This is a genomic window from Paraburkholderia sp. SARCC-3016 (assembly GCF_031119615.1).
GTDB lineage: Bacteria > Pseudomonadota > Gammaproteobacteria > Burkholderiales > Burkholderiaceae > Paraburkholderia.
On the sequence record NZ_JAVHZD010000016.1, the window covers coordinates 170,371 to 187,137 of the forward strand.

General features: G+C 66.4%; 16 protein-coding genes. 6 read left to right on the top strand and 10 right to left on the bottom strand.

Translation table 11 applies throughout. The features are described from left to right. Positions 1-21 precede the first annotated feature (21 nt). From fliJ to fliF, 5 genes are read right to left on the bottom strand one after another with little or no spacing between them, the layout of a single operon-like run. Positions 22-471: a flagellar export protein FliJ gene (gene fliJ / locus QYH69_RS17855; RefSeq protein ID WP_308833167.1), complete on the bottom strand. Its 450-nt coding sequence runs from the start codon at positions 469-471 to the stop codon at positions 22-24. 2 nt (positions 472-473) lie between these two features. After that, positions 474-1,973, bottom strand: coding sequence for a flagellar protein export ATPase FliI (fliI, locus tag QYH69_RS17860; protein ID WP_308833168.1), 1,500 nt, complete (start codon positions 1,971-1,973; stop codon positions 474-476). Beyond that, complete coding sequence (fliH, locus tag QYH69_RS17865; protein WP_308833169.1) at positions 1,967-2,638, bottom strand: flagellar assembly protein FliH; 672 nt, start codon at positions 2,636-2,638, stop codon at positions 1,967-1,969. Before fliH ends, fliI begins: the two co-directional genes overlap by 7 nt. After that, complete coding sequence (fliG, locus tag QYH69_RS17870) at positions 2,631-3,626, bottom strand: flagellar motor switch protein FliG (protein WP_075158458.1); 996 nt, start codon at positions 3,624-3,626, stop codon at positions 2,631-2,633. The genes fliH and fliG overlap by 8 nt, the downstream gene beginning before the upstream one ends. Continuing rightward, the gene (fliF, locus tag QYH69_RS17875) at positions 3,616-5,418 is read right to left on the bottom strand and encodes a flagellar basal-body MS-ring/collar protein FliF (protein ID WP_308833170.1); all 1,803 of its coding nucleotides are present in this window, start codon (positions 5,416-5,418) and stop codon (positions 3,616-3,618) included. The genes fliG and fliF overlap by 11 nt, the downstream gene beginning before the upstream one ends. Positions 5,419-5,669: 251 nt before the next feature. Here fliF and fliE point away from each other — a divergent pair, with 251 nt between their 5' ends. From fliE to QYH69_RS17900, 5 genes are all read left to right on the top strand, one after another. Further along, the gene (fliE, locus tag QYH69_RS17880) at positions 5,670-6,002 is read left to right on the top strand and encodes a flagellar hook-basal body complex protein FliE (RefSeq protein ID WP_374992439.1); all 333 of its coding nucleotides are present in this window, start codon (positions 5,670-5,672) and stop codon (positions 6,000-6,002) included. 175 nt (positions 6,003-6,177) lie between these two features. After that, on the top strand, positions 6,178-6,612 hold the full coding sequence (gene fliS, locus QYH69_RS17885) for a flagellar export chaperone FliS (RefSeq protein ID WP_308833171.1): 435 nt from the start codon (positions 6,178-6,180) through the stop codon (positions 6,610-6,612). Continuing rightward, a complete protein-coding gene (locus QYH69_RS17890) occupies positions 6,609-6,935 on the top strand; it encodes a flagellar protein FliT (RefSeq protein WP_075158455.1) in 327 nt (108 codons plus the stop codon). Before fliS ends, QYH69_RS17890 begins: the two co-directional genes overlap by 4 nt. 198 nt (positions 6,936-7,133) lie before the next feature. Next, positions 7,134-8,666 carry a flagellar hook-length control protein FliK gene (locus QYH69_RS17895; protein WP_308833172.1) on the top strand — a complete coding sequence of 511 codons (1,533 nt, stop codon included), beginning with the start codon at positions 7,134-7,136 and terminating at the stop codon, positions 8,664-8,666. After that, positions 8,663-9,079, top strand: coding sequence for an EscU/YscU/HrcU family type III secretion system export apparatus switch protein (locus QYH69_RS17900; protein ID WP_308833173.1), 417 nt, complete (start codon positions 8,663-8,665; stop codon positions 9,077-9,079). The genes QYH69_RS17895 and QYH69_RS17900 overlap by 4 nt, the downstream gene beginning before the upstream one ends. 15 nt (positions 9,080-9,094) lie before the next feature. Here QYH69_RS17900 and QYH69_RS17905 read toward each other — a convergent pair whose 3' ends face one another. After that, positions 9,095-10,789: an isovaleryl-CoA dehydrogenase gene (locus QYH69_RS17905; RefSeq protein ID WP_308833174.1), complete on the bottom strand. Its 1,695-nt coding sequence runs from the start codon at positions 10,787-10,789 to the stop codon at positions 9,095-9,097. Positions 10,790-10,996: 207 nt separating this feature from the next. Here QYH69_RS17905 and QYH69_RS17910 point away from each other — a divergent pair, with 207 nt between their 5' ends. Continuing rightward, positions 10,997-12,853: an ABC transporter ATP-binding protein gene (locus tag QYH69_RS17910; protein WP_308833175.1), complete on the top strand. Its 1,857-nt coding sequence runs from the start codon at positions 10,997-10,999 to the stop codon at positions 12,851-12,853. 54 nt (positions 12,854-12,907) lie between these two features. Here the strand turns inward: QYH69_RS17910 and QYH69_RS17915 are convergent, their stop codons facing one another. The 4 genes from QYH69_RS17915 to QYH69_RS17930 form a co-directional block, all read right to left on the bottom strand. Further along, complete coding sequence (locus tag QYH69_RS17915; protein WP_308833176.1) at positions 12,908-13,240, bottom strand: hypothetical protein; 333 nt, start codon at positions 13,238-13,240, stop codon at positions 12,908-12,910. 80 nt (positions 13,241-13,320) lie between these two features. Next, complete coding sequence (locus tag QYH69_RS17920; RefSeq protein WP_308833177.1) at positions 13,321-15,249, bottom strand: TRAP transporter large permease subunit; 1,929 nt, start codon at positions 15,247-15,249, stop codon at positions 13,321-13,323. Continuing rightward, positions 15,246-15,881, bottom strand: a complete 636-nt coding sequence (locus QYH69_RS17925; RefSeq protein ID WP_075158449.1) for a TRAP transporter small permease subunit — start codon at positions 15,879-15,881, stop codon at positions 15,246-15,248. Before QYH69_RS17925 ends, QYH69_RS17920 begins: the two co-directional genes overlap by 4 nt. Before the next feature lie 33 nt (positions 15,882-15,914). After that, the coding region (locus QYH69_RS17930) for a C4-dicarboxylate ABC transporter (RefSeq protein WP_308833178.1) at positions 15,915-16,767 on the bottom strand (853 nt) is incomplete at its 5' end.

Below are 16,767 nucleotides of genomic sequence, written 5' to 3' on the forward strand. Positions count from 1 at the left end.
ACGCGGGACGCGCGGCTTCCGTTACACGTTGCCGGCGCGCATCCTCAACGCGCGTGCGCCGAACTCGTCGGCATCCTTCTGTTCGCGGCGCGCGAGTTTCAGCGCTTCGGCGGCATCGCCGCGCGCCTGCAGCACCTCGTACGAGCCGAGCTTCTGCTTCTGCTTCTGCCATTCCGGCTTTGCCGCCTCGACGCGGGCCGTTGCCGCAGCGAGCTGCCGACGCTGCTGTTCGATCGCCGCATCGAGCGTGTCGATGAACGCCTGGAAGTTGCGCATATTGCCCGCCGCCATGCCGAGCTGCGCGGATGTCGTAAAGCGCGTGTAGTACTCGTTGCGGTATTCGATCAGCGCGTTCAGCTGCGATTCGAGATCGTTGCGCTCGCGCTGCGCACGGCCAAGGCGCTGCGCGGCGGCGTCGAGTTCTTCCTGAGCCAGCTCGATCAGCATCTGCAGCGGGGTAGGGTCCGCCATCTTCAGCCTCCTTCGTTGAACAGCGCGCCAAGCGCCTGCAGGCTCGCGTCGAATGGCGCGCATTCGCGAAAACCTTGCTGCAGGAACGCCTCGATGCGGGGATACAGGGCGATCGCCCGGTCGAGCAGCGCATCTCGCCCGCTCGAATAGGCGCCGACATTGATCAGATCGCGGTTGCGCTGGTAGCGCGACAGCATCTGCTTGAACATGCGGGTCTTTTCCAGATGCTTGTCGTCGATGAGCGCGGTCATCGCACGGCTGATCGAGGCTTCGATATCGATCGCCGGATAGTGTCCTGCTTCGGCGAGCGCGCGCGACAGCACGATATGGCCGTCGAGAATCGCGCGTGCCGAATCGGCGATCGGATCCTGCTGGTCGTCGCCTTCGGTGAGCACCGTGTAGAACGCGGTGATCGAGCCGCCGCCCTCGGGCCCATTGCCGGTGCGCTCGACGAGCGCGGGCAGCTTCGCGAACACCGACGGCGGATAGCCTTTCGTGGCCGGCGGTTCGCCGATCGCGAGCGCGATCTCGCGCTGCGCCATCGCATAGCGCGTCAGCGAATCCATCAGCATCAGCACGTGCTTGCCCTGGTCGCGGAAATATTCGGCGAGCGACGTCGTGTAAGCGGCGGCCTGCATCCGCAGCAGCGGCGAGATGTCGGCCGGCGCCGCGACGACGACCGAGCGCGCGAGACCGTCCTTGCCGAGAATCTGCTCGATGAATTCCTTCACTTCGCGGCCGCGTTCGCCGATCAGGCCGATCACGATCACTTCGGCGCTCGTGTAGCGCGCCATCGTGCCGAGCAGCACCGACTTGCCGACGCCGGAACCCGCGAACAGGCCCATACGCTGGCCGCGGCCGACGGTCAGCAGTCCATTGATCGCGCGCACGCCGACATCGAGCACCTTGTGGATCGGCTCGCGGTGCAGCGGGTTGATGGTCGGCGCGGTCAGCGGCGCGTCGTCGACGGCGGCGAGCGGGCCGAGGTCGTCGAGCGGCTTGCCCGACGCGTCGAGCACGCGGCCGAGCAGCCCCCAGCCGACCGGCAGGCGCTTCGCGCCCGTCATCGGGTCTTCGACCGGCGCCGTTTCGAGCGGATAGACGCGAGCGCCCGGCAACAGCCCGTGCACTTCGGTGGTCGGCATCAGAAACAGACGATCGCCGCTGAAGCCGACCACTTCGGCTTCGGCCATCGGCAGCGTGCTGCCGGGCGGCAATTCGATCATTACTTCGGAACCGACCGAAAGACGCAGCCCGACCGCCTCGAGCACGAGGCCGGCGGCGCGGGTCAGCCGCCCGCAGGCGCGCAGCGGCTTCGCGATCGCATTGCGCTCGCGCAGCGCGTCGAGCCGCTGGCGCCATGCCTGCAAATGAGGATTGTCGGCGGCGATGGCCGGCCGCGCATGCGGCGCATTCGACCCGACCGACGCCAGCGCGATCTCGCGCTCGAGCGGCGTGAGATCGTTCGTGTGGATGTCGTCGAGGGTCGGCGGGCTTACCATGTGCTCACCTTGCCGAGCGCGGCCGCGACGCGCTCCCAGCGCGAGCCGATGGTCGCGTCGACTTCGCCGGTCGCGGCCTGCGCACGGCAGCCGCCGCGCTCGATCGCGGGATCGGTGCGCACGTTCCAGCCGCGCGCACGCAGTTCGTCCATCAGATACGCCTCGACGATCGGCAGATCGGTCGGGCTCACGATCAGATGCGGCGCGCCGGTCAAAGCCGGTTCGGCCGCGATCACTTCGCGCGCCGCGGCGAGCAGCGCGGTCGGGTCGTGCTGCACATGCTGGCGCACGACCTGCTGGGCGATGTCGAGCGCGAGCGCGACGAGCGTCTCGGCCACTTCGCTTTGCGCGGCGCCGAGCGCGCCCGTAAACGAATCGGCGATCGCGATCACGCGTTCGGCTTCCTTGCGCGCTTCGGCGCGTCCCTGTTCGACGCCCTTCGCGTGTCCCTGCTCGTAGCCCGCCTGGTAGCCGAGCGCCTGTCCGGCCACGTGGCCCGACGCGACTCCCTCGGCATGCGCAGCGTCGCGAAGCCGTTGCAGCTCGGCTTCGATGTCGCGTTCTTCTTCAACGGGATCGGGTTCCGGCACCGGATCGAACGATGCCATCTCCCACCGCTGATACGCGGACAGTGTGTCGCTGCGCGCGGACTCACGTTCAGACATATGCGTCTTCCGCCTTGCCGCCGATCACGATCTGGCCGCTCTCGGCCAGATTGCGCACGATCTGAAGGATGCGCCGCTGCTGCGTCTCGACTTCGGACACGCGCACCGGACCGCGCGCATCGAGGTCTTCGGCGAGCAGTTCGGCCGCGCGCTGCGACATGTTCGACAGGAACTTCTGCCGAAGCGCGGGCTGCGCGCCCTTCAGCGAGATGATCAGCGCCTCCGATTCGACTTCCTTCAACAGCAGCTGGATCGCGCGGTCTTCGAGGTCGAGCAGGTTCTCGAACACGAACATCTGGTCGATGATCTTCTGCGCGAGCTCCGCGTCGTACTGGCGCACGTTTTCGAGCACCGATTCCTCGTGGTTGCTCGGCATGAAGTTGAGGATTTCCGCCGCGGTGCGGATGCCGCCCATCGGGCTGCGCTTGAGGTTGTCGCTGCCCGAAAGAAGGCCGGTCAGCACGTCGTCGAGTTCGCGCAGCGCGGCCGGCTGGATGCCGTCGAGCGTCGCAATACGCAGCAGCACGTCGTTGCGCAGGCGCTCGGTGAAGCACGCGGCGATTTCGGACGCCTGATCGCGGTCGAGGTGCACGAGAATCGTCGCGATGATCTGCGGGTGCTCGTTCTTGATCAGTTCGGCGACGGCGGCCGAGTCCATCCACTTGAGGCCTTCGATGCCGCTCGTGTCGCTGCCTTGCAGGATCCGGTCGATGATCGCGCCGGCCTTGTCTTCGCCGAGCGCCTTCGTCAGCACCGAGCGGATGTAGTCGCTCGAATCGAGCGAGAGGGCCGTGTGCTGCTCCGCTTCGCGCGCGAATTCCTGCAGCACCTCGTCGACCTGCTCGCGCGTGACGTTGCGCAGCGCGGCCATCGCCACGCCGATCTTCTGCACCTCGCGCGGGCCGAGGAATTTGAATACCTGCGCGGCCTCTTCCTCGCCGATCGACATCAGCAGCAACGCGCTCTTGGTTATGCCTTCAGCGTTCATCGGATACCCAGTTCTTGACGACGGTGGCGACGATCTTCGGATCCTGGCGCGCAATCTGGCGCGCGTACTCGAGGTTCTTCTCGAACCGGTGCTTCTCGTTCTCGAATGCGAGCAGCGCCGCGTCCGAGCCGCCTTCCTCGACCTTCGCCGAAGCCGGCACGCCGTCGAGCAGAATCGGTTCGTCCGATGCCGACGCGAGCGCCGCAACCGGCGTCGCTTCGACCGGCGGCGGGAACGCGCGGCGCAGGGCCGGCTTCACCATCACGAAATAGAGGAACAGCGCGACCGCCGCGATGCCGAGATAGGTCGCGATCTGCTTGCCGAGCGCGATCATGTCCGGCTGGCGCCACCACGGCAGGTTCGCATTCGGGTCGACCGGCAGCGTGAACGGGCTGTTGACCACGTTGACCGAGTCGCCGCGCTTCGCATCGAAGCCCATGGCGTCCTTCACGAGCTGCTCGACTTGCGCGAGCTTGTCGGCCGGCAGCGCCTGCTGCGTCGTGTGACCCTTCGCGTCGGTGTGCGGCAGGTAGTTCACGACCACCGCGACCGACAGCCGCTTGATGCCGCCGCCGCCTTGCTGGAAGTGGCGCACGGTCTTGTCGAGCTCGTAGTTCGTAGTCGAATCCTTATGGTCGCTGATCGGCGTCGGCGGCGTCGCGCCGCTCGCGCCGTTCGGCGCGTCGATCGGCGCCTGCGTGGACTGCGGCGGCTGGTTCGACAGCGCGCCCGGCACGCCCGAGGCGCCGGCCTGCTGCGTCTGGACATCGCTGCTCGACTGCTGGCTGCGGATTGCGGCCTGCTGCGGGTTGCCGTTCGGCTGGTAGGTTTCGGCGGTCTGCTCGACCTTCGAGAAGTCGATGTCGGCGCTGACCTGCGAGTGCGCATTGCCGGCGCCGAACAGCGGCGCAAGGATCGCGTCGATGCGCTGCTGCGTATCGCGCTCGACCTGCTTGACATATTTGAGCTGCGTCGCGTCGAGCCCGGTGCCGGCGCTCGGCTGCGTCAGCAGATTGCCGTCCTGGTCGACGATCGTCACATTGCGCGGCGATAGCTGCGGCACCGCCGACGCGACCATATGCGTAATCGCGTTGACCTGGCCTTCGTCGAGCACGCGGCCCGGGTACAGATCGACCATCACCGACGCGGATGGCGGCTCGGCATCGCGCACGAACACCGATTGCTTCGGAATAGCCAGATGCACGCGCGCCGACTGCACGGTGGAAATCGATTGGATCGTGCGTTCGAGTTCGCCTTCGAGCGCGCGCTGGTAGTTGACCTGCTCGGCGAACTGGCTGATGCCGAATTTCTGGTTGTCGAGCAGTTCGAAGCCGACCGAACCGCTCTTCGGCAAGCCTTGCTGCGCGAGGCGCATGCGCATTTCGTGCACCTGATCGGCCGGCACCATGATCGCGCCGCCGCCTTCGGACAGCTTGTACGGAATATTGGCTTGCTGCAGTGCAGCGACGATCGCGCCGCCGTCGCGGTCCGACAGGTTGCTGTACAGCACTTTGTACTCGGGCGCGCGCGACCACATGACGAGGCCGACCACGACGGCGATCAGCACCGCGAGGGCAACGATCAGCGGCGCGCGCGGGTTGCCGCGCATCTGCGTAATCGACGACGGGAACGACGACAGCCGTTGCGCGAAGTTGCCGCCGAGGCCGCCAAGGTCGGCCGCGCCGGCCGACTGGCCGGCAGCGGCGCCCGCCGTGCCTGCGGCGGGCTGCGCATTGGCGAGGCCCATGCTGCGGCTTTCGGGGTTGATCAAGGAATTGGCTGACGAATCCATGCGTCGGGGTTCTCCGGGGTGCCAGGGTCCTGTCGGCGGGGGCCGCACCAGCGGCTGCGGGCGCGCGGACAGAGACTTTCACGTTGCGCATTTTCCCCCTCGGGATGCAACGCGATTGGCCGAATAGAGCAGGGTTTTCCCCCTAGTTTCGGGACTGTCCGGAAGGCGCCGCCGTTTATGCTTCCCGTCAATCCGGCATGGCGGCCGATCGTGGTTCGCACAGCCGGTTCTTCTTCACTCATGGAGACATCATGACCGTCGCGAATCCGCTTACTTCCGCGCTGCAACAGATCCAGTCGATGGCGTCGGAAGCGGCTGGCGATCCCGCCGCGCCGGCCGCGCAGGCCGGCGGCGCGCACGCCGGCAGCTTCGGCGCCGCGCTCAAGGCCTCGCTCGACAAGGTCAGCAACGACCAGGTCGCGGCCGAAGGCGAGGCCAAGGCATTCGAAGTCGGCGCGCCGAACGTGTCGCTCAACGACGTCATGATCGACGGCCAGAAGGCCGGCATCGGCTTCCAGTTCGCGCTGCAGGTGCGCAACAAGCTCGTCACCGCCTACAACGACATCATGCAGATGCAGGTGTAACCGCAACCTGTGCGGCGTCCCGCGCGCGGGTCGGTCAGTCCACGCTTCGGCACCCTAAAGCTTTGTTCCGACCGTCCGATAACACGGACACACAGTCACTGCTATGCGACCACGGGAGCGGCAGGGCTGGTTCGTCTGATCCAAGCGCAGCGCGCATCACACAGGAGGAGCGCCGATGTTTTCCCCAGGGCAGGCCGGAGCCAACGCTTACGCACGCGTGGGCAACGAGACAGGGGTGATGGGTGCGAGTCCGCATCGACTGATCGCGATGCTGATCCAGGGCGCGCGCCAGGCGATTGCGCAGGCGCGTTTCCATTTGCGGCAAGGCGAAGTCGGCCGGCGCGGCGAGACGATCGGCAAGGCGATCCGGATCATCGAAAGCGGCCTTCAGGCCTCGCTCGACCGCAACGCGGGCGGCGAGATCGCCGCACGGCTCGATGCGCTGTACGGGTATATGGCAAGGCGCCTGCTGGAAGCGAATATTAAAAGCAACGAAGCGATGCTGATCGAAGTCGACGGACTGCTCGCAACGATCGAGGAAGCATGGACGGGTATTGGGCCGGAAGTGGCGCGGATGGCTGCACAGTTATCCGCGGAAACGGTGAGATGACTGCAAATCAGGAATACTTCGCCCGCTATGAGGCGATCGCGGCAATCTCGTGCCGGATGTTGACGGCCGCCCGCGATGCGCTGTGGGGCGAACTGGCTCACATGCAGAACGAGTATCGCAGTCTGGTCGACAGTCTTAGAGAAGCTGAAGTGGGCGTGCATCTCGACGACGACGAGCGCGGCCGCAAATACGAGCTGATTCGTGAAATCCTCGCCAACGACGCCGCGATCCGCGAACTCGCGAATCCGCGTCTTGCGAAGCTGTCCGCGCTGTTCGCGGGCCGCACGGCGAAGGTACTGAAAGAGATCTACGGGGCGCGGTGAGACAGATCAGCCGCCGGCGCACGTACGCCGGCGGCGGTTTGCCTGTTTTTGTGCATTGCCTGCTTTCTGCTCTGTTTTTGCGCCCTGTTCGCGCACGGTTTCTTCGTGCTGCTTCGGCGCACTTCGTTTGCGCGCCATCCCACTCCGGTTTTTTGTTTCTAATTTCTGTTTTTTGCCTGGCGACGACAGGAAGGATGCATGACCAACATCGACACGGCCGTAGCTGCGCTGCTCGCGAGCCGCGTCGACAGCCTGTTGTCGATCGCTTCACGCGCGAACGCGTCGACCGCGCAAACGGGTACGTCGGCACTGGCCGTCGATACGCCGACCACCGGGGCGCCGGTATCGTTACTCGGTAACCAGCCGCAAGCCTCCGCACAAACCATCCTGTCGCGCATCGCGCTGACGCTCGACGCAATCATGCGTTCGGGCGGCGACGCGACGCCGTCGCTGGTCGGCCAGTGGCCGATCTGGCCGGTCGTGCCGGCGCTCGACGACGGCGCCGCCGCGCCGGCCGGCGGCGCGCAACCGGGAGCCGCGGGCGGCACTGCGGCGCAAGCGAATGCAGGCGGCGCTGCCACGTCTTCTTCGGCTGCGGCAGCTGCGCAGACCGACGCCGAAGCGGGCGCCGCGCAGGGCGCGGCGGGCGTCACGCCCTTGGCTGTCACCGTGCCGGTCGACGCGCTTGCCGCGGCGCTGCGCCAGACGGTCACCGAAAGCGGGCTGTTCTACGAATCGCATCTTGCGCAATGGCTAAGCGGACAGCGCCCGCCGGCGTCGCTGTTCGACGAGCCGCAGAACCGCCTCGTGCTCGAGAGCGCGCAAATGCCGCTTGACTGGTCTCCCGACGAAAGCGGCGGCGACGCCGACGGCGTCGCGCCGTGGTGGCGAGGCGGTTCCGCGCAGCAGGGCGGCGCGGCCCAGCCGAACCCGGGCTCGGCGCGCGAGGCGCAAGGCGCTCCGATGCCGATGACGGCGCGCTTCGCGGCGGCCGTGCAGGGATTCGCCGAAGACGCGTTAGGTGTCGGGACGCCAGCCGCGCGCGATGGCGCGCAGGGCGGCAACGCGAACGGCGGCATGAGCGGCGGCCAGGCGAATGTCCAGGCCAATGCGGCGCAGAGTCAGTTGTCGACGCAGATGATGGCTACGTCGGTGCATCCGGCGACGGTTACGCTCGTGCGTCAGCAGCTCGATCTGCTGGCGACCGGCGAATTCCGCTGGAGCGGCGAGGCGTGGCCGGGCGCGCGTCTGGACTGGACGATCGAAGAGCGCGGCGACCGCTGGTCGCGTGGCGGCGATGCCGACGCGCCCGATTCCGAAGCGCTGCGCCCGTGGCGCACGCGCTTGACGTTGTCGCTGCCGCTGCTCGGCACGGTCGACGCGGATCTCACGCTCGTCGGCACGCAGCTGACGGCGCGCGTGCAGGCGAGCCCGTCGGGCGCCGCGCGTCTTGCGGCGCAGGGCCACTCGTTCCGGCAGCGTCTCGCGGCGGTCGGCATCGCGCTCAATGCGCTGGCGATTCGCGAGATCGCCAGCGGGCCTGACGAAGGCGTCGCCGGCCGGCCCGCGGGCTGGACCGGCGCGCCTTCGATGCAAGCTGCGGCGGCCGCCTACGCGCGCGCCGCAGCGGCTGCCGCGGCAAGCGCCGCCGGCGCCGCGGGGGAAGTGCAGGCCGGCAGCCATGGCGACGTGCCGCCGTTCGATCTCTTCGACGGAGACATACCGCTTTGAGCCGCACGACCCGCAAAAGCGCCGCCGCGCTGTCCTACGACGACCACCAGCCGGGCGCCGCGCCGCGCGTGGTCGCGAAGGGCTATGGGCTCGTCGCGGACATGATCGTGCAACGCGCGAAAGAAGCGGGCCTCTATGTGCACGAGGCGCCCGAGATGGTGTCGCTGCTGATGCAGGTCGACCTCGACTCGCGGATTCCGCCGCAGCTTTACGCCGCGGTCGCGGAGCTGCTCGCGTGGCTGCACCGGCTCGAAAGCGGCGCGGCCGACGCGGCCGATACGGCCGCGCAGGACGACGAGATCAACCTCGCGGTCGACGCGGCTGACCCGGCCAATGCGGCCGACCCGGCCGTCGATGCGGCGGCCGCGCGTTTGCCGCGCGGCGACGTGCCGCCGACGCGGTGGTTGAAGTAGAGCGCGAGATCGGGCTTACCCCGCAAACGCGCGCCCGACGATCGCCGCATGATCGAGCGCAGCCGGCAGCGTCCCATAGACACGCCCACTGTCGCCGCAACGGTCCGCGATTCGCGTCGCAATGAATGCATCGGCAACGAGCGGCGGCGCATGCTGGACGAGCAACACCGCCTGCGCGATCAGCACCAGTTGCTGCGCGATACGGCGGGCAGCGGCTTCGCGCGTGTCGGGCGATGCGGCGAGTGTCGCGAGCAGCCGGTCGAGCGCGGCCGGCAGTGCCGAAGCACGCGCCGCGTGCTGTTGCGCGACGCCGCGCCACTGGGTCAGCAGCGCCTGCGCTGCTTCCGGTTCCTTTTCGAGCGCGCGCAGCACGTCGAGGCACATCACGTTGCCCGATCCTTCCCAGATCGAATTGACCGGCGCCTCGCGGTAGAAGCGCGCCATCGGCCCTTCTTCGACATAGCCGTTGCCGCCCCAGACTTCCATCGCTTCGCCGGTGAATTCCAGTGCGCGCTTGCAGATCCAGTATTTCGCCGCCGGCGTGACGAGGCGCCGCCACGCGCGCTCCTCGAGCGTGCCGGTCGTGTCTTCGAATGCGCGTGCAAGCCGCATGACGAGCACCGTCGCCGCTTCCGATTCGAGCGACAGGTCGGCGAGCACGTTGCGCATCAGCGGCTGTTCGGCGAGCAGCCGGCCGAACGCGCTGCGATGGCGCGCGTGGTGGATCGCCTGCACGAGCGCCGCGCGCATCAGTCCGGTGCTGCCGAGCGCGCAATCGAGGCGCGTGTAGTTCGCCATTTCGATGATCGTCGGCACGCCGCGGCCCTCGTCGCCGATCATCACGCCGTACGCGTCGAAGAATTCGACTTCGCTGCTCGCATTCGAGCGGTTGCCGAGCTTGTTTTTCAAACGCTGGATGCGCACCGCGTTCTTGCCGCCGTCGGGCGTGAAGCGCGGCACGAAGAAGCACGACACGCCTTCGTGATCGTCGGTGCGCGCGAGCACGAGATGCGCATCGCACTGCGGCGCCGAAAAGAACCACTTGTGACCGACGAGCCGATATTCGCCGCCGCGGCCCGAGCCGCCCGCTCCGGGCGCTGCGAACGCGTGCGTGCGGTTGCTGCGCACATCGGAGCCGCCCTGTTTTTCGGTCATGCCCATGCCGATCATCATCGATTTCTTTTGCGCGAGCGGCACGTCGCGCGCATCGTGTTCGCGCGTGTAAAGCTTGTCGCGCAGCGCGGCAAACAGCTGCGGTTCGCGTTGCAGCACGGGAATGCTCGCGAAGGTCATCGTGATCGGGCACAAAGCGCCTGCTTCGATCTGCGCATGCAGCAGATAGGCCGCGCAACGCGCGACCATCGCACCGGGCTGCGGGTCGGAGAACGGCAGCGCGTGCACGCCGGCGCGGCGCAGTTGCGCCAATAACGTATGCCATGCCGGATGGAATTCGAGCGTGTCGATGCGTTCGCCGCGCGGACTGTGCGTCATCAGTTCGGGTGTGTGGCGGTTCGCGAGCTCGCCGAGCGCGAGCATGTCGGGCGAACTCAACGCCGCGCCGTCGCGTTCGAGCGCGGCGCGATGCCAGCCGGCGCCCTCGCGTTCGACGGCGGCGACGAGCGCCGCGTCGCTCGCGAACAGGTTGTATCCGGCGAGTAGCGGTACCTGATTTGTCACTTCGTGCGTGTTGCCGGGTCCGAATGTTTCCATCAGAGGTCTCCGTCTGCAACGTGGGCGAGCGTCGTCGATTGTCGCGCGGCCCGTGCTGTCATGGTGATTTTTCGAAGCGGCGGGGCGGCATGGCGAACGCGCGGCGTCAGGCGAGCGGCTTGCTACGGTGAGGACGCGGACGGCAGGGCGGCGCCGCGCACCGTACGCACGCGCGTGCGAAATCGCCAGACGCGGAGTCATCCAGCGATGATGGAAAGCCTCGGAATGGGCAGTGCGAAACAGAATGCGGCAGACGACCTGCATGCGTCGCGCACGCGCGGCCGCCGCGCGAAAACGCTTACCCGGTATGCGGGAAAGCCGGTTTTGCTACTGCTGCAATATATCGGCCGCCGCCCCGTTGCGCATGCGCTCGTCCTGCTCGGCATCGTGGTCGCGGTCGGCTGCTCGCTCGGGTCGCAGTTTGCAATCCGCAATCTCATCGATGCGTTGCCTCACGGGCGCGCCCACCCGGCCGGCGTGATTGCCGCATTTATCGTAATCGTCGTGCTGCTGTTCGCCGACAACCTGTTCTGGCGCGTATCGGGCTGGATCAGCGTGCGGACCTTCGTCGCGGTGACGGGCGATGTGCGGCGTCAGCTGTTCGGTTACGTAACCGGCCATTCTTCGGCGTATTTTTCCAACGTTCGGCCCGGCATGCTCGCAAGCCGCGTATCGGCGACGGCGAACGCCGTGTTTTCGATCGAAAACACGGTGGCTTGGGTCGCGTTGCCGCCGTTGCTATCGGTGCTCGGCGCCATCGCCATGCTCGCTTGGGTCAATCTGTGGATGGCGTTTTCACTGATGCTGATCTCGGTGTGCATGGCCGCATTCCTGTTCTGGCTCGCCAGCAAGGGAAACAGCAAGCATATGCGCTTCGCGTCCGATGCGGCGTCGGTCGACGGCGAACTCGTCGATGTGATCGGCAATATGGCGACGGTGAGGATGTTCGTCGCAACCGAACGCGAAAGTGCACGGCTCGACTCTATTCTCGCCGGCGAGATGGCGTCGCGCCGAACGAGTCTGCGCTACCTCGAGAAGCTGCGTCTGCTGCATGCGGTCGCGACGGCGGTGCTGTCGGCGGGGCTGCTCGGCTGGGTCTTGTGGCTGTGGACGCAAGGGCGCGCGACGACCGGCGACGTCGTGCTCGTCAGCTCGCTCGGGTTTGCGATCCTGCATGGCACGCGCGACCTCGCGGTCGCGCTCGTCGACCTGACGCAGCATGTGGCGCGGCTTGCCGAAGCGGCGCAGTCGCTGCTCGTGCCGCGCGAGATGGAGGAGGCGATCGGCGCGCCCGCGCTGCAGATCCGCGACGCGAATATCGACTTCGAAAACGTCACCTTCGCGTATCCGGGCCGCCGGCCGGTGCTCGATCACTTCAGCCTGCATATCGACGCGGGGCAGCGCGTCGGCCTCGTCGGGCCGTCCGGTGCCGGAAAGACGACGATACTCGCGCTGCTGCAACGTTCGTTCGATCCGCCGAGGGCGTCGGGCGCGGTCGCGATTTCGGGCCAGCGGCTCTGCGATGTGAGTCTGGCAAGCCTGCGCGACGCGATCTCGGTCGTACCGCAGGACACCTCGCTGTTCAACCGGACGCTGCTCGAGAATATTCGCTACGGCAAGCCCGACGCGAGCGAAGAAGAAGTGCTGCGGGCCTGCGAGCGCGCGAACTGCCTCGACCTGATCCGCTCGCTGCCCGATGGCCTCGAGACGGTGGTCGGCGAGCGCGGCGCGCGGCTTTCCGGCGGGCAGCGGCAGCGCATTGCGATCGCGCGCGCGTTTCTGAAGGATGCGCCTATCCTGCTGCTCGATGAAGCGACGTCCGCGCTCGATAGCGAATCGGAGGCGGCCATCCAGCTGGCGCTCGACCGGCTGATGAAGGGGCGCACCGTGGTGGCGATCGCGCACCGGTTGTCGACGCTGCGCAACTTCGACCGCATCGTGGTGATCCAGCATGGGCGGCTCGTCGACGATGGCGCGCCCGGCGAGCTTGCGAAACGCGCGGGGATCTATCGCGATGTGCTGCTGCGGCAGGAGCGGCGCGCGGGAGCCGCCGCGTTCGAGTGACCGTGTTGCGAGCTCGAGCGAAGCAGGCGCCGACCGGCAACCCGCATACGTGTCCTAGCGCTTTTTCCGGTATCTGCCGAACACGAAGCCCGTGATCAGGCCGGCGCCAAGCACGGCACCCGCCACCCACCATGTCGCGAACAGCGGCGACGCATCGGATTGACTTTCCGGCGCCACCACAGCGGCTATCTCGCTCGCGCTGATTTGCGTCATCGACTTGATCTCGTCGATGCCGTAGATACATAGCTCACCGGTCGGAAGCGCACAGAACCGCGTGGCAGGGCATTGCGTCAGAATTTTTTGCGGGGCGCCTTCTGCGCACACGGCTCCCGCCCCTTTCAGCACCCGCAGGGTGACATCCGGGTACTTCGTGATCTGTTCAGGCATCGAATCGACCTCTCCACCATTGGCCGACGGCTTAGGCCGCTCTTCGCCGGGCGGGCGTGGCCGCCGGAGCGCGGCGCGTGTCAGTCATACAGCACCGACGGCAGCCACAGTCCAATGGCGGGAAACAGATAAAGCAGCACGACGGCGACGATCTGAATCGCCATGAACGGCAGCATGCCGGCGAAGATCTGATTCAACGTCACATGCCGCGGCGCGACGCCCTTCAGATAGAAGGCGGCCATCGCGACCGGCGGCGACAGGAATGCGGTTTGCAGATTGAGCGCGACCAGCAGGCCGAAGAAAAGCGGATCGATATTGAAGTGCGCGAGCAGCGGGATAAAGATCGGCATGAAGATGACGATGATCTCCGTCCATTCGAGCGGCCAGCCGAGCAGAAAAATAATGACCTGCGACAGCACCATGAATTCGAACGCCGACAACTGCATCGACAGGACCCACCGCTCGATCAGCGCCTGTCCGCCGAGCAGCGCGAACGCCGCCGAAAAGATCGACGCACCGACGAAAAGCCAGCACACCATCGCACTGGTCCTGGCGGTCAGAAACACCGATTCCTTCAGGACGGTGAAATTCAGCTGCCGATACAGCGCTGCGAGTACCGTGCCTCCCAATGCGCCGACGGCGGCGGCCTCGGTCGGCGTCGCGAACCCGAACACGATCGAGCCGAGCACGGCCACGATCAGCGCGGCAAGCGGGAAAAACGAGCCGAGCAGCATCTTGAAAACTTCGAGGCGCGCAAAATCGAACCATAGATAGAAAGCGACCGTCAGCAGCGCAGCGATCCCGACGCTGATCCAGAACCACTTCGACGGTTGACCGGCCGCATGTTGTTTCGAGGTGTCCGCTGCGCCCGGACTCTCCACGCGCGGCGCGGCGGGCGCCGCGAGTGCCGCTTCGTCCGCCTGGCGCGGCGCGGCCGCATCGGCCGCTGCGGGCTCGCCCGGCGGCGCCTGCAGGCTGTCGAGGCCCGTCGACGATGACTCGTCGAGAAAGCGTCGTTCGTTGAGGTCCACCGGCGCGGCCGCGGTCAGAGCCGGCGGTGGCGCCACCGACACGCGGTAGCCGAGCAGCGCGGCACCGAGCACGGTGATCGCGGGAATCAGCGCGATTGCGATTTGCCTGTTGAGCACGCGTCGCGGCGCGGTGGTATTGCGCCTGTCGCGCCACAGGCGCAGCAGCGCGATCAGCGCACCGGCACGGCGCGTACCGGCCGCGTGTTGCGCATAGTCGGGCAACGGCACGCGACGCTCGTCCCCGGACAGCGGCGGCGCGAGGTCCGGCCGCAGCTTCGCGATGACGATGGTGTAGACGATGTAAAGTCCGGCGAGCATAAGTCCTGGGAAAAACGCGCCCGCATACAACTGCACGACCGACACGCCCGCGGTCGCGCCATACACGATCAGAAGAACCGACGGCGGGATCAGGATGCCGAGGCAGCCTCCGGCGGTAATCACGCCGGCCGACAGCCGCGTGCCGTAGCCGGCCTTCAGCATCGCCGGAAAAGCGAGCAGCCCCATCAGCGTCACGACCGCGCCGACGATGCCGGTTGCAGTGGCGAAAATCGCGCACGTGGCGAGCGTGGCGACCGCGAGCGAACCGGGAATGCGCGCGAGCGCGAGATGCAGGCTCCTGAACAGACGGGCGACGAGGTTGGCGCGCTCGATCAGATAGCCCATAAAGACGAACAGCGGAATGGAGATCAGCACGTCGTTGGTCATCACGCCGTAGGCGCGCTGCACCATCAGGTCGAGCGTCTGCCGGACCGCCAGCTCGGGGCTCGCACTTCGATAGGCGAGCCACGCGAACAGCACGCCCATGCCCATCAAGGTGAACGCGGTCGGAAAACCGAGCATGATGCAGATCACGATCAGCGCGAGCATCAGGAGGCCGAGATGCTCGTTGGTCATCGCGGACGGCGCCGGCATCAGAAAGACAATCGCGGCGAGCACGAGCGCCATCAGACAGAGTCCGAACCACGCTTCTTTTCTCATGGTGCGCTCCGTGTGCCGGTCGTGCTGTCACTCGCGTGTGGCGCCGACACCGCGACTTCCCGCTCCGGTACGTCGATCGACTGCCTGAGCTTCTCGACGTCGACTTCCTCGACATCGCCCGCGCGTCGTGGCCAGTTGCCGCGCCGCAGGCAGATCGCGCAGCGCACGATTTCGGCCGCGCCCTGCAGCAGCAAAAACGCGCCCGCTATCGGTATCACGGCCTTGAACGGGTAGATCGGCGGGCCGTCGGCGGCAATCGACGAGTGTTCGTTCTGCGCAAGGGAATCGCCGAAAAATGCGATGCCGGCCCAGACGAGCGCGACGGTGCCGGGAATGAAGAAAACGAGGTACAGCACGAGATCGACGAGCGCTTGCGCGCGCGGCGGAAAGAAGCCGTACAGCACGTCGCCGCGTACATGGCCGTTGCGCGACAGCGTATAGGCGCCGGCCATCATGAACAGCGTGCCGTACAGCATGTTCGCCGCATCGAACGCCCATGCGTGCGGCGTGCCCAATGCGTAACGCGAGAAGACCTCGTACGAAATCATCAGCGTCAGCGCGACGATCAGCCATGCGAACGCCTGACCTACCCATGTGCTGATCGCGTCGACACGCAGCAGTAGCTTTTGCATGGATCGCTCACACCGGTTGCCCGCGAACATCCCTCATGCTTTTTTGCCGAAATAGTGCGCGGCTGCCATCCGGTAGTCGACGTTCGTGTCGCTTTGCCAGCGCGTCGTACGCTCGGCGAATGCGCGCATCGAATCGTTGACTTTCTTGAACGCGGGATTCTCTTTCTCTTTTCTGGCGACGATCTCGTCCCAGGCCTTGAGCTGTGCCTGCAGCACCGTATTCGGCGTCGCGTAAAACTTCACGCCTTGTTGCTGCAGCGCGATGTAGTCCTTCGAATAGCGGTCGATCGCTTTCCACGACATATCCTGCGACGCCGCTTCGACCGCGTTGCCGATGATCGCCTTCAGATGCGGCGGCAGCGCGTCGTATTTCGGTTTGTTGAAGAGAATCTCGAACGTTTCGGAGCACTGGTGAAAACTGCGCAACATGCAGATCTTCGATACGTCGGGAAAACCGAGCTGGCGATCCGAACTCGCATTGTTGAACTCGGCCGCGTCGATCAGGCCGCGGTCCATCGCCGGAACGATTTCGCTGCCGGGCAGCGCGTTGACCGCCGCGCCCATCGCCGTGAAGATGTCGATCGACAGTCCGACGGTACGAAACTTTGTGCCTGCGAGATCGTCCGGCTTCGTGATGGCCTTCTTGAACCAGCCGAGCGGCTGTGTCGGCATCGGTCCGTACAGATAGGACACGACGTTCAGATTCAGGTTGCGGTAGATCTCCGCGAGCAACTCCTTGCCGCCGCCGTACTTGTGCCAGGCGAGCAGCATGTTCGCATCCATGCCCCACGCCGGGCCCGAGCCCCACAACAAGTCGGATCGTAGCCATGTCGTTCTGTGAGCCAAGGAGTTGGTAGAATGTTTTGTCTTTCTAAGACCGCTTGGC